The organism is Nocardia suismassiliense (assembly GCF_900269665.1).
GTDB classification, from domain to species: Bacteria; Actinomycetota; Actinomycetes; order Mycobacteriales; family Mycobacteriaceae; genus Nocardia; species Nocardia suismassiliense.
Window position 1 is genome coordinate 4,137,176 of the sequence record NZ_LT985361.1, and the last position, 17,427, is coordinate 4,154,602.

The following is a 17,427-nucleotide window of genomic DNA, read 5'->3' on the forward strand; positions in this document are numbered from 1 at the left end:
TTCGCAGTCTGCCACTCCGTCAGCAACCTCGTAGCACAAGCGGGTCACGAGGTTTTGGTGAGGGTTCCCGTCATGTCGCCGAGTACTCCGTGGGTGGTGTACGACAACGTGCCGTCGGACTGTAGCCGGACGGTGGTGGTCGCCCCTTCGTCGTTGCAGCCGCCGCCGTCCTCGGTGAGCCGGGCGGTCAGCGTGAGTGTGTCCGACGACGCATCCGTGAGTGTTTCTGCTCGTCCGCATTTCAGCCCGATGACATTTCCGGTGTTGGCCGAACTGCCGATCTCCGTGCCGAGCGCTCCCTCGTTGAGCGTCAGGACGATGTCGTAGCTACCGAGTTTGTCCTCCACGACGCCCTTCCATTCGCCGATGAACGCGTCCGGGACGTCGGCGGCGGGAGTGCCGGGGGAGTCGGTGTATTGGGTGGCGGAACCGCCGGGACCGCGGGCGATCTGTTTGGTGATCACGAAGGCGGCGATTGCGACTGTGAGGCACAGGGCGAGCGCGGCGGCGATCAGTGCGGCGCGACGCTTCGGGCGTGGTGCGCGGCGGGCTGCGGGGTGCTGCGAGTCCGGCGGAGTAGTCGAGACATCTTGTGGGCTACGGGAATACGTCTGGCCGGACGGGTATGCCGACTGTCCGGCGGTGAAGGTCGTGTGTCCGTGCGACTGCGCGCTGGGTCCCGACAGGTGTGTTGCCTGCCCTGGCGAGTGCGCGGTCTGCCCTGACAGGTGCGTTGTCTGCCCGGACGGGCGCGCGGTTTGTCCTGGCGGGTGCGTTGGCCGCCCGGGCGAGTGCGTGGTTTGGCCTGGCGGGTGCGCGTTCTGCCCCGGCGAGTGCGCCGCCTGCCCTGATGGGTTCGCAGTGTGCCCTGGCGGCTGCGCCCTTTGTTGCGGTGCACCCGGCTGTTCCGGCGGACGCGCCGCACCCGGCGGCTCGCCTGCATCCTGCCCCCACGACCGCGGTGCGAGTTCCGCCTGCCCGAACCCGGGAAGACTGGTGGCGGCCCGCACATTCGGATCCAGAAACGCCTGGGCCACCGTGTCAGCGGCGCGCGCCGAATCCACGTCCGTCTTGCTCAGCGACTCAGGCACATCGAACGGCCCGGAGTCCAGATCGAGCAATTCCACTGCGCGCCTGCTGACCTCCTCCAGCGCCGGACCGGGCAACCAACCGCCGCGGCCGGGGATACCGAGGGCCTGCAGGTCGGCGATGATCCGCTCGGGGGTCGGGCGCGCGGCCGGGTCCTTGGTGAGGCAGGCCCGGATCAGCGGCCGCAGTCGATCCGGCACCCCGTCGAGCTCGGGCTCCTCATACACCACCCGCCACAGCATCTGCACCATCTCGCCGACCCCGAACGGTCCGCGCCCGGTGGCCGCAAACACCAGCACCCCGCCGAGCGCGAACACATCGCTCGCCGGGCCGACCGGACTACCGGTCACCTGTTCCGGACACATGAATCCCGGTGAGCCGATGACCTTTCCGGTGGTGGTGAGCTGACTGTCCTCGATCGCTCGCGCGATGCCGAAGTCGATCACCTTGGGCCCGTCGAGGGCGAGCAGCACGTTGGACGGTTTGAGGTCGCGGTGCACCAGCCCCGCCGCATGCACGGCGACCAAAGCCTCGGCCAGTCCGTGCGCGAGCACCAGCAGCGAGCTTTCGGTGAACGGCCCGTACTCCTCGACCGCCTCGGTCAGCGAGAACCCCGCCACGTAACCCGTCGCCAGCCATGGTGGGTTCGCATCGACATCGGCATCGAGCACCTGCGCGGTGAACCGCCCGCCGACCCGTCGCGCCGCGGTCACCTCGCGGCGGAAGCGCACCCGGAACTCGTTGTCGCCGACCAGGTCCGGCCGGATCACCTTCACCGCGACGGTTCGCCCACCGGAATTTCGTCCCAGATACACCCGGCCCATGCCGCCCGCACCGAGCACGCCGAGTAGCCGGTAGTCGCCGATCCGGGTCGGATCGTCTGCGCCGAGCGGTCGCATCGCGATGCGGCTCCCTTCGAATGTCGAACATCGAAAGGTTACCTACCGCTTGCCACGCTGTCTGGTGCAGTTGACCGATTCACCAGGCCTGCGTCGCCGTGTCGCGCCTACGTGGCCGTTGCGCTGGACATCGGCGCCGAACGATCGTGCCGCACATACCTGGCCAGCAGGAAAGCCGCGATCGCCGCGGGGATGTTCATGAGCACGCCGTACACCGCGCCCGGCACCGCCATCGCACCGTTGTGCAGCACCGAACTCGCGATGGCGATGGCGATCGCACCGTTGTGAATACCGATCTCCATGGCCGAGGCGATCGCCTGATCAGCATCGATCCCGAACACCCGCGGCACGAAATACCCCACCGCCAGGCTGATCACGGCGAACAACAGACTCAGCGAAGCAAGCTTGCCGATGTTCTCGGTGAGCGTGCTGAAGTTCTTCGCCACGGCGGCGAGCACGACCAGCGCGAGCACCACGATCGAGAGGATCTTGACGTTTCCGCGCATCCGCTCGGCCCACGTGGTGAACCGGCGGTGCACCCACATGCCGATCGCCACCGGCACCAGCACGATCGCGAACACCTGCGCGAACTTGTCCGGCCGCAGCCCGAACGACCCGTCACCGTCCATGAACCGGCTGAACGCGAACGCGACGATCAACGGCATGGTGAACACCGCCAGCACCGAATTGATCGCGGTGAGCGTGATGTTCAGTGCCACATTGCCGCCCGCGATGTGGCTGAACAGGTTGGCCGACGGCCCGCCCGGCGACGCGGCCAGCAACAGCATGCCCACGGCGAGCGCCCCTTCGAGGCGGAACAGATAGATCAGCCCGAGGCAGACCGCGGGCAGCAGCACCATCTGACAGAGCAGCGCGATCACCGCGGCTTTCGGATAGCGCAGCACCCTGGCGAAATCGTCCACGGCCAAGGTCAAGCCGAGCCCGAACATCACCAAGGCCAGGGCCAGCGGCAGGAACACCGCGAAAATCGTTGAACCCATGCGGATCTCCTCCTCAGCCGAGCGGCCGGCCCACACGCAGCCGACACCGAGTGACGACGTTATCGATCCATGGCGCGCGTCGCCAGTCCAAATACTGAGGGCAGAGCATTAGGGTCGCCGCTGATTTACGCGGTGACGACCGCGCCGTCGGCGGCCGATCGGCGCGCGGATTCCAGCACGCGCAGTGTGGCCACGGCGTCGCGCGGGTCGACCGGAACGGGCCCGCCATCGAGCAGTGCGGTAGCCAGTGCTGCGTAGAAGGCCGGGTAGTCGCCCGCGATGGTGGGGACCGGCTCTACGGCGGATTCGGCACCGAAGACACCCCAGTGCTCGGATTCGACTGTGCCCCAAGGCTTGCCGTCGTCCGGGCGGCGACCGGCGCGCAACGCGCTTTCCTGCGGATCCAAACCGTAGCTGACATAACCCGCCTGGGAACCGAGCACCCGGAAACGCGGACCCAGTTGCGGCGCAACAGCACTCATCCAGAGGTGCGACCGAACGCCCGAGGTGTGCGTCAACGCGAGGAAAGCGTCGTCATCGGTCTGCACACCCGCACGCCGCTGATCCAGCTCGCAGTACACCGTTGCCACCGGACCGAACAGCGTCAGCGCCTGATCGATCAGATGACTGCCGAGATCGAAGAGCAGCCCCGCGCCGTCGGCGGCGCCGCCCATCTCCCGCCAGCCGCCCTTCGGCACCGGCCGCCAGCGTTCGAAGCGCGACTCGAACCGCCGCACCTGCCCGAGCCGCCCCGCCTCGGTCAGGGCGCGCATGGTCAAGAAGTCGCCGTCCCAGCGACGATTCTGAAAGACAGTCAGCGCCAGCCCGGCTTGCTCGGCTCGGTTGACCAAGTCCTCGGCCTCGGCGACCGACACCGCGAACGGCTTGTCCACCACGACCGGCAGACCCGCCGCCAACGCCTGCCTGGCCAGCGGAGCATGCGTGCGGTTGGGGGTAGCAATGACCACGAGATCTATTCCAACGGGATCCGCGAACAGTTCGTCGGCGGTAGCGACTACCCGCACGCCGGGATGTTCCCGCTCGGCCTGCGCCTTCCGCTCGGCCGACGAGGTGACCACCACCGCCACCCGCAGCCGCGGATCGGCCGCGATCAGCGGCGCATGGAAAACCGACCCGGCCAACCCGTACCCGAGAACAGCGACCTGGAGCGTCATGTCCTCGACGCTAGCGGATCGTCCCAGGAATCCGGGTCACGCCCCGAGCGAGCGGCGGGCGACCGAGATGGGCGCCGAGTGCTCCCTCACCACTGCCCGTCGGCAACTGTGAAGCAACCTTAGTCTTGCTTACGACCTCGCCCGCCTTGCGACCCTTCGGGCCGACGGGAGTACAGATGCTTCCATTCGGAAATAGGTCTGCCGCAGTGCATTCCGTGACCGCACCGGCCCGTAGCGGCTGGTTTTACGCCGTATTCTCCCCGGAATTATCGGCAATTACCCAGCAAATCTGTGAGCAATCTTAAAGCGTTTCCTAACGGGCAAAACGGAAATAACTCTGCGTGACAGAGGTCACGAACGTGCATTTCACCGATGCGTATTCCCGCTAGTTACCGCCAATTCATGGGCTCTGAGGTGGAGCTTTACGGAATATTTGCAATACACCCAGTGACCTGCTGCAACGTGCCTTCAGTTGCTCGATCTCGGGTTTGCTGTCGAAATACTGGCCAACCTCACCTACGTTTGAAATGTCGCTTAGTCAATGCTGATAAGGCGTTCTATATCGCCCCTTCTGTAGAACCAACGGAGGCCGCACATGCGTGTGCCGCTGATTACGGCGAAGAAAACTCGGACAGAATTGACGTCCCGGATCCCGGGCAAGGTGGTGCCACGCCTGTCCACCGACATGCTCACCCGCCTGCCCGTCTCGGTCGCCAGGCCCGGCTTCGCCCCGCGCAGCCTGACCGCCGGGATCCTGCACCTCGGCTGCGGCTCCTTCCACCGCGCGCACCAGGCCCTGGCAACCCAGCACGCGATGAACGAGACCGGCGATCCACGCTGGGGCATCACCGCCGTCGCCATCAACCGCCCGACGGTCGTCGACGCGCTGCGGGCGCAGGACCACCTGTACACCACGCTGCTGCACGAAGACGGCGCGGCGCGGGTGGAGGTGGTCGGCTCGATCACCGAGGCCGTGCACGCCCCGACCGACCTGATCGGCGTGCCGCAGCGCATCGCCGATCCACGCGTCAAGATCGTGACCCTCACCGTCACCGCGAGCGGTTACTGCGTATCGCCGGTCACCGGCCGGTTGGAGGTGGACTGCCCCGGCGTCCGCCACGACGTCCGGTTCCCGACCAGGCCGATCACCCCGATCGGCATGCTCGCGCAGGGTCTCGAGCTGGTCCGCCGACGGGGCAGCACCCCGCCGGTGATCATCAGCTGCGACAACCTGTGCGCGAACGGCAGCACCCTGCGCCGTGCCGTCATCGATTTCGCCCTGCTGCGCGACGATCACCTCGCCGAGTGGATCGCCAGGCACGTGCAGTTCCCGAACAGCGTGGTGGACCGCATCGTGCAGCCGACCGCGCCCACCGACGCCGCGGTCGCCCGCAACTGGCTCGGCGGCATCGAGGACCTCGCGCCGGTCTCGGCCGAGCCGTTCATGACCTGGACCATCGAGGATTTCGACGGCGAGCGCCCGCAGTGGGAACTCGGCGGCGCCCAATTCGTCGCCAACGTCAAGGATTACGAGCTCGCCAAGCTGCGGCTGCTCAACGGCACGCACATGCTGCTCGCCTACCTCGGCGGCGTCGCGGGCCACCGCACCATCGCCGACGCGACGGCCGATCCGGCGCTCGCGGCACTGGCCTGCCAGTTCATGCTGGACGAGCAGGGGCCGACGCTGGCCCTGTCGACCCCCGAATTGCGCAGGACCGTAGACGATTTGATGCGCCGCTTCCGCAATCCGGCCATCGCCCAGGACATGACGCGCATCGGCCGCAACGGCTCGGACAAGATGATGCCCCGGGTCGTCGACGCCCTACGCGACAACATCGCCGCAGGCAGGCCGACCCCCGGCGCGACCTTGCTGATCGCCGCGTGGATACGGTGGTTCACTGCGAGCCGTGCCCCCGGCGCGGTGATGGAGCTGATCGACCCGAGGGAAGATTCGCTCGCGGTGCTGGTCGACGCCGACCCGCATCGCTGTGCGCAGGCGTTCTTGCAGCGCACCGATATTTTCGGCACGCTACCGGAGCTGGAGAACGTGCAACGGCAGGTCGGTGACGCCCTGGCCGAAATGACCCGCGACGGTGTCACGGCCGCGGTCCGGCGCCGGTTGGCGCCGCAGTCGGAAGGGAGCAACGGGTGAACACCGAAAGCCCTGTTCGCGCAGTAGTTTTCGATATGGACGGGTTGCTCATCGACTCGGAGAGCCTGGCGATGGAGTCGCTGGTCAGCGCCGGCGCCGAGCTCGGCTACGAGATGGCACCGGAGTTCTGTCGCAGCATGATCGGCGTGCCTGCCGACCGCTGCCGCACGCTCGCCGCGGCCGCATACGGCCGGGGATTCCCGCTGGAAGAGTACTTCGACCTGCACGAGGTGCACCTACGCCAGCTCGTCGACGGCGGCAGGCTGACCACCAAGCCCGGAGCGGTCGCGCTGCTCGACGCACTCGACGCGCAAGGCGTGCCGAAGGCGATCGCGACGTCGTCGTCGCGGGAGCGCGCCGACCACCACCTGCAACTGGCCGGCATCGCGGACCGGTTCGACGTGGTCGTGACCCGGCAGGACGTGACCAAGGGCAAGCCCGACCCCGAGCCGTATCTCAAGGCGATGGCCGCGCTCGGCGGCGAGGTGGAAACCACACTAGCGCTGGAGGATTCGACCAACGGCCTACGCGCCGCCTGCGCCGCGGGCCTGCGCTGCATCCTCGTTCCCGATCTCGTGCAGCCGACCGACGAGTCCCGCAGGCTCGCGCACCGGCTGTACCCGGATCTGCATCAGGTCATCGAATACCTCGCGGTCGCCAATGCGGCCTCGACCGCGTCGACCGCATAAGCGAGACTGTTCCGAGCTAACTCGAATCTGTCGGCGGACCTGAAAAGGATCTCTCGTGGTGCGGATAGCTCGACCTGTCTTTGTTCTGTGTGCCGGAATCGTGGTGGGTGTCGCCGGATGCGCCTCCGACGGTGGTGCCGGGTCATCGGAGACCCGCGTGCGCAATGCCGCGCCGACCACCTCGAGCGCGCCCGTCCGGTGCGGCGTCGACCTTTCGGCGCCGGTGATCCAGTCGGCCATCGCCGCGCTGCCCGCCGAGCCGGCCACACACGCGCCGTGGTCCACCGACCCGCGCGGTTTCGAGGGGAACTTCGACCCGTGCGCCACCTTGTCGACCGTGATCATCACCGTGCAAGGGGCGACGGGGAGTTCGCCGAACCAGGCCTTGCTGTTCCATAAGGGCGCCTACATCGGGACCGCGACCCCCGAGGCGCACGGGTTCACGTCACTGGACGTCGACCGCACCACCGACGACACCGTCGAACTGACCTACAAGACGCCCGGCAGCTGCAACGCCTGCCCGGACGGCACCGTCACCCACGTCCAATTCCGTTGGGAAGGGCAGAAAGTGCGGATGATCGGTACGCCGCCGAAGTAGTCGTACGGTTGGTGTGCCGTACATGGCGTGCTGCGCCTATACCGCACGACCTCTCCGCACCCGGTTCGATGTGTCGCATTCGGGGCGCGGTGTGCTCGCACGACTTGATGCGCGGCACTCCTACTGTTTGCCGCACACTTTTTGATTTGCCGCACACAAATTCGCATGCGATTTCTTGTGCGGCAAATCAAAAAGTGTGCGGCAATGGGCTTGTCCCGCTTATGGTTCCGGCTCGTCCGACCAACGCTGCACCCACACCTGTAGTGGTGCGAGTGCTGCGACGAGGTCGAGGCCGTCCGCGCTGAGCTGGTAGCCGTTCGGTTCCGCGGCGATCACCCGCGCCTCGCGGAGTTCCCGCAGCCGATCGTTGAGCACGCTGGCCGATACGCCGCCGCACAGCGTCTGCAACTCCCGGAACGTCACCGCCCGCCCGTCGCGCAACTCCCACAGCACCCGCAGTGTCCACCGCCTGCCCAGCAGATCCAGCAGCACCATGATCGGACGCCCGGTCTGTGACCCGCGCACCGGCCCGCCGACGGCCGGAGTCTTGCCTGCTTCGGATTCCGAAGCTACCATCGCCACCATCCTTGCTCTTGTTTTCGAAGCAAGGATACAACGCAGTCCGACATGAGGATCGACCATGAGCACCGAATCTGTTCCGCGCATCACGCCACTATCCCCGCCATACGCTCCTGATATCGAGGCGCAACTCCGCAAATGGATGCCACCCGGTTCGGCCATCGAACCCCTGGTCCTGTTCCGCACCCTCGCCCTCCATGACGACCTCTTCAGCCGAATGCGCCCCCTCGGCGCAGGCATCCTCGGCCACGGCCGCCTCCCGCCCCGCGACCGCGAGATCGTCATCCTCCGCACCTGCGCCCGCGCCAACGCCGAATACGAATGGGGCATCCACGCCGTACTCCAGGCCCCCGAGGTCGGCCTGACCCCCGAACAGATCGACGCCACCGTAGGTAACCCCGACCACCCAGCATGGTCACCCAACGACACCACCCTGATCCGCCTGGTAGACGAACTCCACGACACCACAACCATTTCCGACACCCTGTGGCCAGACCTGACCAGCCACTACCGCGACGACCAAATCCTCGAACTGATCACCACCATCGGCTGGTACCGCCTCCTCAGCACGGTGATCAACACCGCCCGCCTCGACCACGAACCCTGGGCCCGCCGCTTCCCTGAATGATCCCCGCAGCCCGCATTCGGTTCCAGCCTGGCCAGCCGCCGAATACTCCCGCGCGGACCCCAGGCTCGCCAACCTTCGGCAACAACGTCAAATCCCTCCAAGGACGCTGAGTCAAGTAACCAACCACCCCCACCCGCTAGCCACCCCGGCCAGCGGGTCACCTCCCGCCGACATGACGTGGGTTGCGTGCTCTTGACTGATGTTGCAGCGTGCGTCATGAGAGTGCACGGTGCGTCAAGACCCCCGATACGCTCGCATCGCTGCGCCGGCGCCTACGTTCAGACTGTGTTCACGGCTCGGCTCGTATGTTCTACGGGTGCTTCGAGTTCTGATCCTGTTGGTTGCCACTACTGGCTTGGCTGACTGCCGCTGAGTACTCCTGTTCCGGGCGGCCGGTGCTGCCGTAGCGCAGGCTCATGCGGAGGGTGCCGGTGCCGACGAGGGTGGCGAGGTAGCGCTGGGCGGTGGCGCGGGAGATGCCGATGGCGGTGGCTACCTCGGCAGCGGAGAGGGGGTGGCCTGCTTCGAGGATCGAGTGCAGGACAAGGTCTTTGGTGGGGGAGGCGACGGTGGTGGGGGCGCTGGCGGTGGTGGTCGGGCGGAGGGCTTGCAGGGCGGCGTCGACGCGGGCGTTGTCCACCTGCGGGGCGGTGAGGATGCGGCGGTAACGGGCGTAGGCGGCCAGCCGGGCGGCGAGTTCGGTGTGCGGGAAAGGTTTGACAAGGAAGGCGAGCGCACCGGCGGAGAGCGCGGCGCGCACTGCGGTGCTGTCGGTGGAGGCGGTCAGCACCATTGCGTCGCAGCGTAATTCGCGCACGAAGTCGATACCGGAACCGTCGGGCAGGTAAACGTCGACTAGAGCCAGGTCGACCGGGCCCGCCGCCAGCACCGCACGCGCCGCGGCCAAGGTGTTGGCAGTCCCCGCGACGGCGAAACCCGCTATGGAGTCGACGATTCCGGCATGCAGGTTGGCGACACGAAAGTCGTCATCGACGACGAGAACAGTCAAATCTGATGGAGCCATGACACCTTGCTGTCTACGAGCACTTCGGGAATGCGGGCATTGAATTCGGCCCCGGTCAGCGGGGGAGTATCGCCGCGCGGGCTGGCCAGCCGCACGTCGCCGCCGTGCGTGCGGGCGATCTGGCGAATCAACGCGAGACCGACACCGCGTCCGCCGGGGACGTCACGGCTGTCGCGGGTGGAGGTCCCCTCGGTGAACAGCACATCGATCAGCTCCGGCGCGACACCGTCGCCGCTGTCGGCCACCACGATGTGCAAAGTCGAATCTTCCTGCACAAGTTCGACTTCCACCTGCTTGACCGGATTTTCCGAGGCCAGCACCGCCTCGATCGCGTTGTCGAGCAGGTTGCCGAGCACGGTCGTCACGTCGACGGGATCGACTAGGCTGCCGTCCACCCAGGTGTTCGGCCCGAGGACCAGTTCGACGCCGCTCTCCCGCGCGTGCGCCGCCTTCGCCGCGAGAAACGCTTGGAGATAGGCGTCATGGATGGCATCGATACCGGGCGCGGCAGCCCCGAGCGGCCCCGCACCGATCATCTCGTCGATCGACCGCGACGCCTCCTCGGTCCGCCCACCGTGCAAAAGCCCGCTGATCAGGTGCATCTTGTTGGAGAACTCGTGCCGTTGCGCCCGCAACACCGTGCTCATCGACTGCACCGCATCGAGCTGACGGGTCAAGGCCTCCACGTCGGTACGGTCGCGCACGGTCAGCACCGCACCCAGGTCGCGCCGGTCCCGATGCACGGGCCGCGCGGCCACCACGACGATGTGTGAACCGACGGTCGCCGACGCGGGTTGCTCGTCGAGCCCACGGAAAACCTCCAGTACCCGTGGCGTCAGCCCGATCTCGTCCACCGGTCGCCCGATCTCCGCATCGATCCCGAGCAGCCTGCGCGCCTCGTCATTGACAAACGTTGTACGCCAAGAAGAATCGACCGCAAGCACGCCACGCCCGATTCCGTGCAACACCGCGGCCTGGCCGCGCACGAGCTCAGCGAGTTCCGCGGGCTCCAACCCGAGCGTCAGCCCCCGCCAACGCCGCGCCAGCAGCATTGATCCCGCGATCCCCACCAAAAGCGCTGCACCGACCAGCAAACCGGCGGTCCGCAAGTCGTCGAGCAACTGATCACGCACCGCCTCGGTGGAAATGCCGACGCTCACCGCTCCGACAATGCGGTCCGAATCAGGTTCGAGCACCGGCACTTTCGCCCGCACCGAGTCACCGAGCGTGCCGCGCTCCTCGGCGATCACCTCGCGCCCGGCCAGCGCACCGGAGGGATCGGTGCTCACATGCTCGGTGAGCCGCGCCGCGTCCGGGTGCGCCAGCCGAATCCCGGAGTCGTCGGTGACCACCACGAACAACGCGCCGGTCCGCTCTGTCGTGTCGACGGCGATCCGTTCCAGCGGCCCGGCGGCGAGCCGCGCGCGCAGTAGTGGGTCGGCGCTGATCGCCCCGGGCGCGTACCGGGTCACCTCGTCGCGCACCACGGGATCGGCGGCCACGGTGCGCGCGATCGCGAGGGCCCGCTGCCCGTATCCGTCGCGCAACCGTTGATCGCTGAGGTAACCGAAGACCGCGAAGGCGACGCCGAGGGTGAGGGTGACCACCACGATCTGCAACAGCAGAACCTGCGTCCTCAATCGCACGGCCCGCGCGCCCTCAGTGGCCATTGGCGCAGCATAGACCACCGCGCCGAGCGTGAGCAGAATGCGCAGAACTAACGAATCGGCACTTTGCACGGCTTGTGCGCACAAGCTCCGCGGTGTGACCCGGCCCACGTACGTTCGCTCTACCTCGATCTCGCAGGAGCTACCCCATGACCAACCCACTCATCGAGCTGCGGAGCGCGACGAAGCGTTTCCCCGGCACCGGTGGCGGCATCCACACCGCCGTGCAGAACCTCGACCTTGCGGTCCGCCCCGGCGAATTCGTCGCCGTGGTCGGCCCGACCGGCTGCGGTAAGTCGACCACCCTGTCCCTCGTCTCCGGCCTCGAACCCGCCTCGGCGGGCCGGACGCTGGTGCGCGGCAAGGACGTCACCGGCATCCCGGACGGCATCGGCTACATGTTCCAGCTGGACGCGGTGCTGCCGTGGAAGACCGTGCTGGACAACGTCGCCCTCGGCCCGCGCCTGCGTGGCGCGTCGAAAGCCGATGCGCGGCAGCAGGCTTCGGTGTGGGTGCACAAGGTCGGCCTGGCCGGGTTCGAGACCTACTATCCGCATCAGCTGTCGGGCGGCATGCGCAAGCGCGTCGCGCTGGCGCAAACCCTGGTCAACGACCCGGAGATCCTGCTGATGGACGAGCCGTTCAGCGCGCTCGATGTGCAGACCCGCCAGCTCATGCAGGACGAACTGCTGCGCGTGTGGGCAGGCACCGGTGCGGCCGTCATCTTCGTCACCCACGATCTGGAAGAGGCGATCGTGCTCGCCGACCGGGTGGTCGTCATGACGGCGAGCCCGGCGACCATCTGCGGCGACTTCCCCGTCGCGCTGGACCGCCCGCGCAATGTCGAAGAGGTGCGGCTCACCACCGAGTTCCGCGATATCTACAAAGAAATCTGGGAAACGCTGCGCGACGAGGTCGATGCGGCTCGAGCCAAGGGAGCCTCCCGTGTCGCATGACGTCCTCGAAAAGGATGCCGCCCCGGCGCCGGTGCCGGAGAACGAGACGGAGGAGCAGATCCTCGCGCGGGTGCGCACCAATGCCCGGCGCGTGCGCCTGCGCACCTGGGGTTTGCGCATCGCGCTAGTCGTGCTGTGGCTCGGCTCGTGGGAGCTCACCGCCACGCTGTGGATCGATCCGTTCTTCTACTCGAAGCCGTCGCTGATCTGGGAACGCTTGGTCGAATGGTTCACCGAGGGAACCCAATTCGGTTCGATCTGGCTGCAGATTTTCACCACCGTGCAGGAGGCCGTGCTCGGCTTCTTGATCGGCGCGGTCGCGGGCGTGGTGCTCGGCACCCTGCTCGGCCGCAGCCGGTACTGGGCCGACGTGCTCGCGCCGTTCATCAAGGCGCTCAACGCGGTTCCGCGCATCGTGCTCGCGGCGCTGTTCATCATCTGGTTCGGCCTCGGGCTCAGCTCGAAGGTCGCGACGGTGGTCGTGCTGGTGTTCTTCGCGGTGTTCTTCAACGCGTTCACCGGCGCCAGGGAGGTGGACGGCAACGTCATCAACAACGCGCGCATCCTCGGCGCCGGTAAACGTCAGGTGCTCACCGCGATCGTATTGCCGAGCGCGACCACCTGGATCCTGTCCAGCCTGCACACCGCCTTCGGCTTCGCCTTGATCGGCGCGGTCGTGGGTGAATACGCCGGTGCCAGTAAAGGTTTGGGCCTGCTGATCAGCAACGCCCAGGGCACCTTCGATTCGGCGGGCATCTACGCGGGCATGATCATCATCACGGTGATCGCGCTGCTCGCGGAGTGGGGGATCGGCCTGGCCGAGGGCAAGCTGCTGAAATGGCGTCCCTCGCAGGCACAGTCGAGCCACGGGATCTGAGCGATGAGGTATATCAAGAACTCCGCGATCGTCGTCCTCGCCGTAGCGGCGCTGCTGACGGTCACCGGGTGCCGCGAGTCGCGCACCATCCCGATGTCCGACGGGCGACCGCAGATCACCATCATGGTCGGCGGTTTGGAGAAGGTGATCTACCTGCCCGCCATGCTGACCAAACAGCTCGGCTTCTTCGAGAAGAACGACATCGACGTCTCACTGCTCGGTGAGCAGTCCGGGGCCAACGCCGAAACCGCCTTGCTGACCGGCGATGTGCAGGCGGTGGTCGGTTTCTACGATCACACCGTCGACCTGCAGGCCAAGGAGCAGTGCCTCACCTCGGTGGTGCAGTTCGCCGATGTGCCCGGTGAGGTGGAGCTGGTGGCCAAGGCCGATGCAGGCACCATCAAGTCGGTGCGCGATCTACGCGGCCGCAATCTCGGTGTCACCTCGTTCGGCTCGTCGACCGACTTCCTGACCCAGGCCCTCACCGGGATCGAGGGCATGACCACCAAGGATTACACCAGGGTGCGGGCCGGCGCGGGGCAGACGTTCATCGCGGGCATGAACCACAACGGCATCGACGCGGGCATGACCACCGATCCGACGGTGGCACAGATGGTCAACTCGGGGGAGGCGGAGATCCTGGTCGACATGCGCACCGAGGCGGGCACCCGTGCGGCGCTCGGCGGGCTGTACCCGGCGACCTCGCTGTACATGCGTTGCGAGACAGTCGAATCGCACCCGGACATCGTGCGCAAGCTGGCGGCGGCCTTCGTGCAGACGTTGCAGTGGATCAAGCAGCACACCCCGGAAGAGATCGCCGCCAAGATGCCGCCGCAGTACGCGAACGCCGGAAAGGACCTCTACGTCCAGTCGATCCGTGACTCGATCGGCATGTTCAACGGTGACGGTCTGATGAAACCCGAAGGGGCGCAGAACGTGCTGAACATTCTCGGCAAGTACTCGCGCAATGTGGCGCCGGTGCGTGACCGGATCGAATTGGAGAAGACGTACACGACGAAGTTCGTGGAGGAGGCGCTGCGCACCAACCAATAGCGCGGTAGCTGTTCAGGTCCCGCGCTCCGGTTTCGATGGAGCGCGGGACCTGCTGTTTGTGTCGCCGCAGCCGGCTCTCTGGCTGCTCGGCGCGCGCCGGTGGCTGGTCCGTCGCCTCGCTGCTCGACCTTGCGTGCCGGATGACCCCTTGACGGACGGTTATCGTTTGATAACCTGGAGTCAGAGGTTATCAAACGATAACCATGCAGGGAGGTCCAGTATGTCTACGCTCATCACATCCGGCACCGCGGAAATTCTCTCGGCGCTGCAGGAGTATCGCGGCGACGATCCGCCCGCGCTCACCCTGCCGCCGAGCGCCTACACCTCACCCGAACTGTGGGAAATGGAACGCGAGCGGATCTTCAACCGCTGCTGGTATCTCGTCGCGCACGTCGATCAACTCGCCACCACCGGTGACTACGTCGCCGTCTCCATCGCCGGCGAACCGGTGGTCGTCACCCGCGCGAAAGGCGATGCGCTGCATGCTATGTCACCGATCTGCCGGCATCGGCTGATGCCACTCGTCGAATCCGGCACGGGCCGTACCGACGCCTTCACCTGCCAGTACCACCTGTGGAAGTACGGGCTGGACGGGCGGCTGCGCGGTGCGCCGTACATGAGCGGCAACAAGCAGTTCGAGCCGAAGGACTGCCGGTTACCGCAGTTCGCGGTCGCGGAATGGAACGGTTTGGTCTTCGTCAATCTCGACGCGAATGCCGACCCGATCGGTGCTCACCTGGACCTGACCGCACACCAGTTCGCCAACTATCGGTTGAACGAGATGGTGCAGGTCGACACCTGGTCCTACGAGTGGCAGACGAACTGGAAGAGCGTGATGGAGAACGGCCACGAGAACTACCACGTCATCGGGCTGCACCGGGAGACGCTCGAGCCGTTCATGCCGGGCGGCAGTGACATGTTCGTCGAGCAGTACTCGCCGTGGGTGCTGCATGCCAGGATCCCGTTCGCCGCGTCGGTAGCGCCGGAGGTGTTGATGCTCAACGAGATTCAGCAGGCCAACGGCATGGTGCTGCTGACCTTCCCGTCCAGCGCCTTCATCGGGACCGGTGACCAGGTCGTCTGGTTCAGCTTCCTGCCGACGGCCATCGATCGGGTGCATGTCGTTGGCGGCGTGCTCACCATGCCCGAGCTGGTCGGTGTGTCCGAGGCGGTGACCAGAACTCAGCAGGCGGCCACCGCGATGATCAACAACGAGGATCGGTTCGGGCTGGAAGCCGTCCAGCGCGGCGTCTCCTCGCGGTTCGCCGAACGCGGGCACCTGAGCCCCAAGGAACAACCGGGTGTGCTCGCGTTTTATCGGAACCTGGCGCACGCAATGCTCAGCGACGAACCGAACGGCCGTTAACCTGAACCGTATGCCCGCGGAAACTACCCGATCGAGCCCAGCGGCCGAACGCATTCTGCGCACTGCCGCCGAGCTCATCGCGGTGCGCGGCTTCTCCGCCACCTCCACCCGCGACATCGCGGCCGCGGTCGGGGTGCAGCAGCCCGCCATCTACAAGCACTTCTCCGCCAAGGACGACATCCTCGCCGCGCTGGTCCGGCTCGGGTTGGAACGACCACTGGCGCTGGCCGACGAACTGGCCGCCGTGTCCGCGCCCGCCGTGGTCAAGCTGCACCGTTGGCTGCGGGAAACGCTGCAACACCTGCAGGACTCGCCGTACGTCCTCGCCTCGATCCTCACCTCGCCGGAACTCCAGCGGGAACGGTTCATCGACGAGTTGGAGCTCGTCACGCGGCTCGATCGGGTGGTCATCGCCATGGTCGAGGCGGGGCAGCGCGAAGGTGATGTGCGGGCGATGAATCCGGTGTCCGGAGCCCGCTTGGTCCAAGCCTTGTTCGACGCGCTGGCGCTGCCGGAGATTGCGGTCAGCCCCGCGGAGATCGTCGAGTTCGCGCTGATCGGGCTGCTCGCCGAGCCCGGTCGACTGGCTGAGATTCAACGGGCCGCGGACGAACTGGTGGTGACCGAACCGGTGCCGATGTCCTGATCTGTGGGGTACGTGTCCTTGTGGACATTTCCCGGCTGTTCGAGACTGAGTGCATGGAGTCCAGTGGTGACGTGGTGGTCGCGGTGTCCGAGGGTGTATTGCTGCTCGACGTCGCCGGGCCGGTTCAGGTGCTGCACTGGGCCGGGCATCGGGTGCGGTTCGCCTCGCCCGATGGGCGGGACGTGTGTACCGACATCGGTATGCCACTGAGTGTTTCGGGTGCCGTCGAGGATTTGGCGGGTTCCATCGATACGCTGCTCGTGCCCGGATATGCACCGGAACAGCCGGTTCCGGCCGACCTCGTGCACTCGGTGCGCGTGGCTGGTGCGGGAGCGCGCCGGATCGCCTCGGTCTGCACCGGAGCGCTGGTCCTTGCCGAAGCCGGACTGCTCGACGGTCGCCGGGCGACGACGCACTGGTTGGCCTGCGCTCAACTGGCGCAACAGTTTCCGGCCGTCGAGGTCGACCCGGATGCCATCTTTGTCCGGGACGGATCGGTGATCACCTCGGCGGGCGTCACCGCGGGTATCGATCTTGCGCTCGCCCTGGTGGAAGAGGACCACGGCGTCGAGGTGGCACGCTCGCTCGCCAAACACCTGGTGGTGTTCCTGCGCCGTCCCGGTGGGCAAGCGCAATTCAGTGTGCGGGCCGGCATCGGGATGCCACGCAGCAGTGGGCTGCGCAAGGTCGTCGATGCCGTCGCCGCGGACCTGTCAGCCGACCACAGCCTGGCCGCGATGGCCGGCCGTGCCGCACTCAGTGAACGCCACCTGAGCAGGCTGTTTCGGCAGGAAACCGGTATGACGCCCGCGCAGTACGTCAAGCAGGTGCGTGTGGACGCCGCGCAAGTACTGCTGGAGACGAGCGACGAGCTAGTCGCCGCTATCGCTAGGCGCAGCGGTTTCGGATCCGAAGAGACCATGCGGCGCACCTTCGTCGAGGTGCTCGGCACGACACCGAGCGACTACCGGGGTCGATTCCGCACCACCACTCCCTGACTTCACACCTTCGAAATCCGATCTGTCTCA

General features: G+C 66.7%; 16 protein-coding genes. 10 read left to right on the top strand and 6 right to left on the bottom strand.

Annotation, left to right across the window (positions count from 1 at the left end; genetic code table 11):
- Positions 1 to 44: 44 nt before the first annotated feature.
- The 3 genes from DBO33_RS18530 to DBO33_RS18540 form a co-directional block, all read right to left on the bottom strand.
- Entirely contained in the window at positions 45 to 1,988 is a 1,944-nt protein-coding gene (locus DBO33_RS18530; protein WP_107656172.1) for a serine/threonine protein kinase, read from the bottom strand.
- A 107-nt stretch (positions 1,989 to 2,095) separates the two neighbouring features.
- Entirely contained in the window at positions 2,096 to 2,989 is an 894-nt protein-coding gene (locus tag DBO33_RS18535; protein ID WP_107660377.1) for a bile acid:sodium symporter family protein, read from the bottom strand.
- Positions 2,990 to 3,114: 125 nt separating this feature from the next.
- The gene (locus DBO33_RS18540; protein WP_107656173.1) at positions 3,115 to 4,164 is read right to left on the bottom strand and encodes a Gfo/Idh/MocA family protein; all 1,050 of its coding nucleotides are present in this window, start codon (positions 4,162 to 4,164) and stop codon (positions 3,115 to 3,117) included.
- 595 nt (positions 4,165 to 4,759) lie between these two features.
- Between DBO33_RS18540 and DBO33_RS18545 the strand changes: the two genes are divergently transcribed.
- The 3 genes from DBO33_RS18545 (at position 4,760) to DBO33_RS18555 (ending at position 7,603) form a co-directional block, all read left to right on the top strand.
- Positions 4,760 to 6,316: a mannitol dehydrogenase family protein gene (locus DBO33_RS18545; RefSeq protein WP_107656174.1), complete on the top strand. Its 1,557-nt coding sequence runs from the start codon at positions 4,760 to 4,762 to the stop codon at positions 6,314 to 6,316.
- Positions 6,313 to 7,005, top strand: coding sequence for an HAD family hydrolase (locus tag DBO33_RS18550; RefSeq protein WP_107656175.1), 693 nt, complete (start codon positions 6,313 to 6,315; stop codon positions 7,003 to 7,005). Before DBO33_RS18545 ends, DBO33_RS18550 begins: the two co-directional genes overlap by 4 nt.
- 103 nt (positions 7,006 to 7,108) lie before the next feature.
- A complete protein-coding gene (locus DBO33_RS18555; protein ID WP_159080350.1) occupies positions 7,109 to 7,603 on the top strand; it encodes an LppP/LprE family lipoprotein in 495 nt (164 codons plus the stop codon).
- A gap of 219 nt (positions 7,604 to 7,822) precedes the next feature.
- Here DBO33_RS18555 and DBO33_RS18560 read toward each other — a convergent pair whose 3' ends face one another.
- Entirely contained in the window at positions 7,823 to 8,179 is a 357-nt protein-coding gene (locus DBO33_RS18560) for a winged helix-turn-helix transcriptional regulator (protein ID WP_107660378.1), read from the bottom strand.
- Between the two features lie 64 nt (positions 8,180 to 8,243).
- Between DBO33_RS18560 and DBO33_RS18565 the strand changes: the two genes are divergently transcribed.
- Positions 8,244 to 8,810 (top strand): carboxymuconolactone decarboxylase family protein, encoded by a 567-nt coding sequence (locus tag DBO33_RS18565; protein WP_107656177.1) that lies wholly within the window; start codon positions 8,244 to 8,246, stop codon positions 8,808 to 8,810.
- A 310-nt stretch (positions 8,811 to 9,120) separates the two neighbouring features.
- On the opposite strand, the gene DBO33_RS18570 is transcribed toward DBO33_RS18565, so the two are convergent.
- Positions 9,121 to 9,834 (bottom strand): response regulator transcription factor, encoded by a 714-nt coding sequence (locus DBO33_RS18570; RefSeq protein ID WP_107656178.1) that lies wholly within the window; start codon positions 9,832 to 9,834, stop codon positions 9,121 to 9,123.
- Positions 9,816 to 11,504, bottom strand: a complete 1,689-nt coding sequence (locus DBO33_RS18575) for an ATP-binding protein (protein WP_199856682.1) — start codon at positions 11,502 to 11,504, stop codon at positions 9,816 to 9,818. Before DBO33_RS18575 ends, DBO33_RS18570 begins: the two co-directional genes overlap by 19 nt.
- A 146-nt stretch (positions 11,505 to 11,650) precedes the next feature.
- Here DBO33_RS18575 and DBO33_RS18580 point away from each other — a divergent pair, with 146 nt between their 5' ends.
- From DBO33_RS18580 to DBO33_RS18605, 6 genes are all read left to right on the top strand, one after another.
- Positions 11,651 to 12,457: an ABC transporter ATP-binding protein gene (locus tag DBO33_RS18580; RefSeq protein ID WP_107656179.1), complete on the top strand. Its 807-nt coding sequence runs from the start codon at positions 11,651 to 11,653 to the stop codon at positions 12,455 to 12,457.
- On the top strand, positions 12,447 to 13,334 hold the full coding sequence (locus DBO33_RS18585) for an ABC transporter permease (RefSeq protein ID WP_199856683.1): 888 nt from the start codon (positions 12,447 to 12,449) through the stop codon (positions 13,332 to 13,334). The genes DBO33_RS18580 and DBO33_RS18585 overlap by 11 nt, the downstream gene beginning before the upstream one ends.
- 3 nt (positions 13,335 to 13,337) lie before the next feature.
- Positions 13,338 to 14,387, top strand: coding sequence for an ABC transporter substrate-binding protein (locus DBO33_RS18590; RefSeq protein ID WP_107656181.1), 1,050 nt, complete (start codon positions 13,338 to 13,340; stop codon positions 14,385 to 14,387).
- A gap of 220 nt (positions 14,388 to 14,607) precedes the next feature.
- Positions 14,608 to 15,753 (top strand): aromatic ring-hydroxylating oxygenase subunit alpha, encoded by a 1,146-nt coding sequence (locus DBO33_RS18595; RefSeq protein WP_107656182.1) that lies wholly within the window; start codon positions 14,608 to 14,610, stop codon positions 15,751 to 15,753.
- 10 nt (positions 15,754 to 15,763) lie between these two features.
- The gene (locus tag DBO33_RS18600; protein ID WP_107656183.1) at positions 15,764 to 16,399 is read left to right on the top strand and encodes a TetR/AcrR family transcriptional regulator; all 636 of its coding nucleotides are present in this window, start codon (positions 15,764 to 15,766) and stop codon (positions 16,397 to 16,399) included.
- Positions 16,400 to 16,452: 53 nt separating this feature from the next.
- The gene (locus DBO33_RS18605; protein WP_107660380.1) at positions 16,453 to 17,397 is read left to right on the top strand and encodes a GlxA family transcriptional regulator; all 945 of its coding nucleotides are present in this window, start codon (positions 16,453 to 16,455) and stop codon (positions 17,395 to 17,397) included.
- Positions 17,398 to 17,427 lie beyond the last annotated feature (30 nt).

Bases quoted from the DNA above. Each gene is read 5' to 3' on its own strand.
- DBO33_RS18530 (WP_107656172.1), bottom strand. From the start codon at position 1,988: ATGCGACCGCTCGGCGCAGACGATCCGACCCGGATCGGCGACTACCGG.
- DBO33_RS18535 (WP_107660377.1), bottom strand. From the start codon at position 2,989: ATGGGTTCAACGATTTTCGCGGTGTTCCTGCCGCTGGCCCTGGCCTTG.
- DBO33_RS18540 (WP_107656173.1), bottom strand. From the start codon at position 4,164: ATGACGCTCCAGGTCGCTGTTCTCGGGTACGGGTTGGCCGGGTCGGTT.
- DBO33_RS18545 (WP_107656174.1), top strand. From the start codon at position 4,760: ATGCGTGTGCCGCTGATTACGGCGAAGAAAACTCGGACAGAATTGACG.
- DBO33_RS18560 (WP_107660378.1), bottom strand. From the start codon at position 8,179: ATGGTAGCTTCGGAATCCGAAGCAGGCAAGACTCCGGCCGTCGGCGGG.
- DBO33_RS18565 (WP_107656177.1), top strand. From the start codon at position 8,244: ATGAGCACCGAATCTGTTCCGCGCATCACGCCACTATCCCCGCCATAC.
- DBO33_RS18570 (WP_107656178.1), bottom strand. From the start codon at position 9,834: ATGGCTCCATCAGATTTGACTGTTCTCGTCGTCGATGACGACTTTCGT.
- DBO33_RS18575 (WP_199856682.1), bottom strand. From the start codon at position 11,504: ATGGCCACTGAGGGCGCGCGGGCCGTGCGATTGAGGACGCAGGTTCTG.
- DBO33_RS18580 (WP_107656179.1), top strand. From the start codon at position 11,651: ATGACCAACCCACTCATCGAGCTGCGGAGCGCGACGAAGCGTTTCCCC.
- DBO33_RS18590 (WP_107656181.1), top strand. From the start codon at position 13,338: ATGAGGTATATCAAGAACTCCGCGATCGTCGTCCTCGCCGTAGCGGCG.
- DBO33_RS18595 (WP_107656182.1), top strand. From the start codon at position 14,608: ATGTCTACGCTCATCACATCCGGCACCGCGGAAATTCTCTCGGCGCTG.
- DBO33_RS18600 (WP_107656183.1), top strand. From the start codon at position 15,764: ATGCCCGCGGAAACTACCCGATCGAGCCCAGCGGCCGAACGCATTCTG.
- DBO33_RS18605 (WP_107660380.1), top strand. From the start codon at position 16,453: ATGGAGTCCAGTGGTGACGTGGTGGTCGCGGTGTCCGAGGGTGTATTG.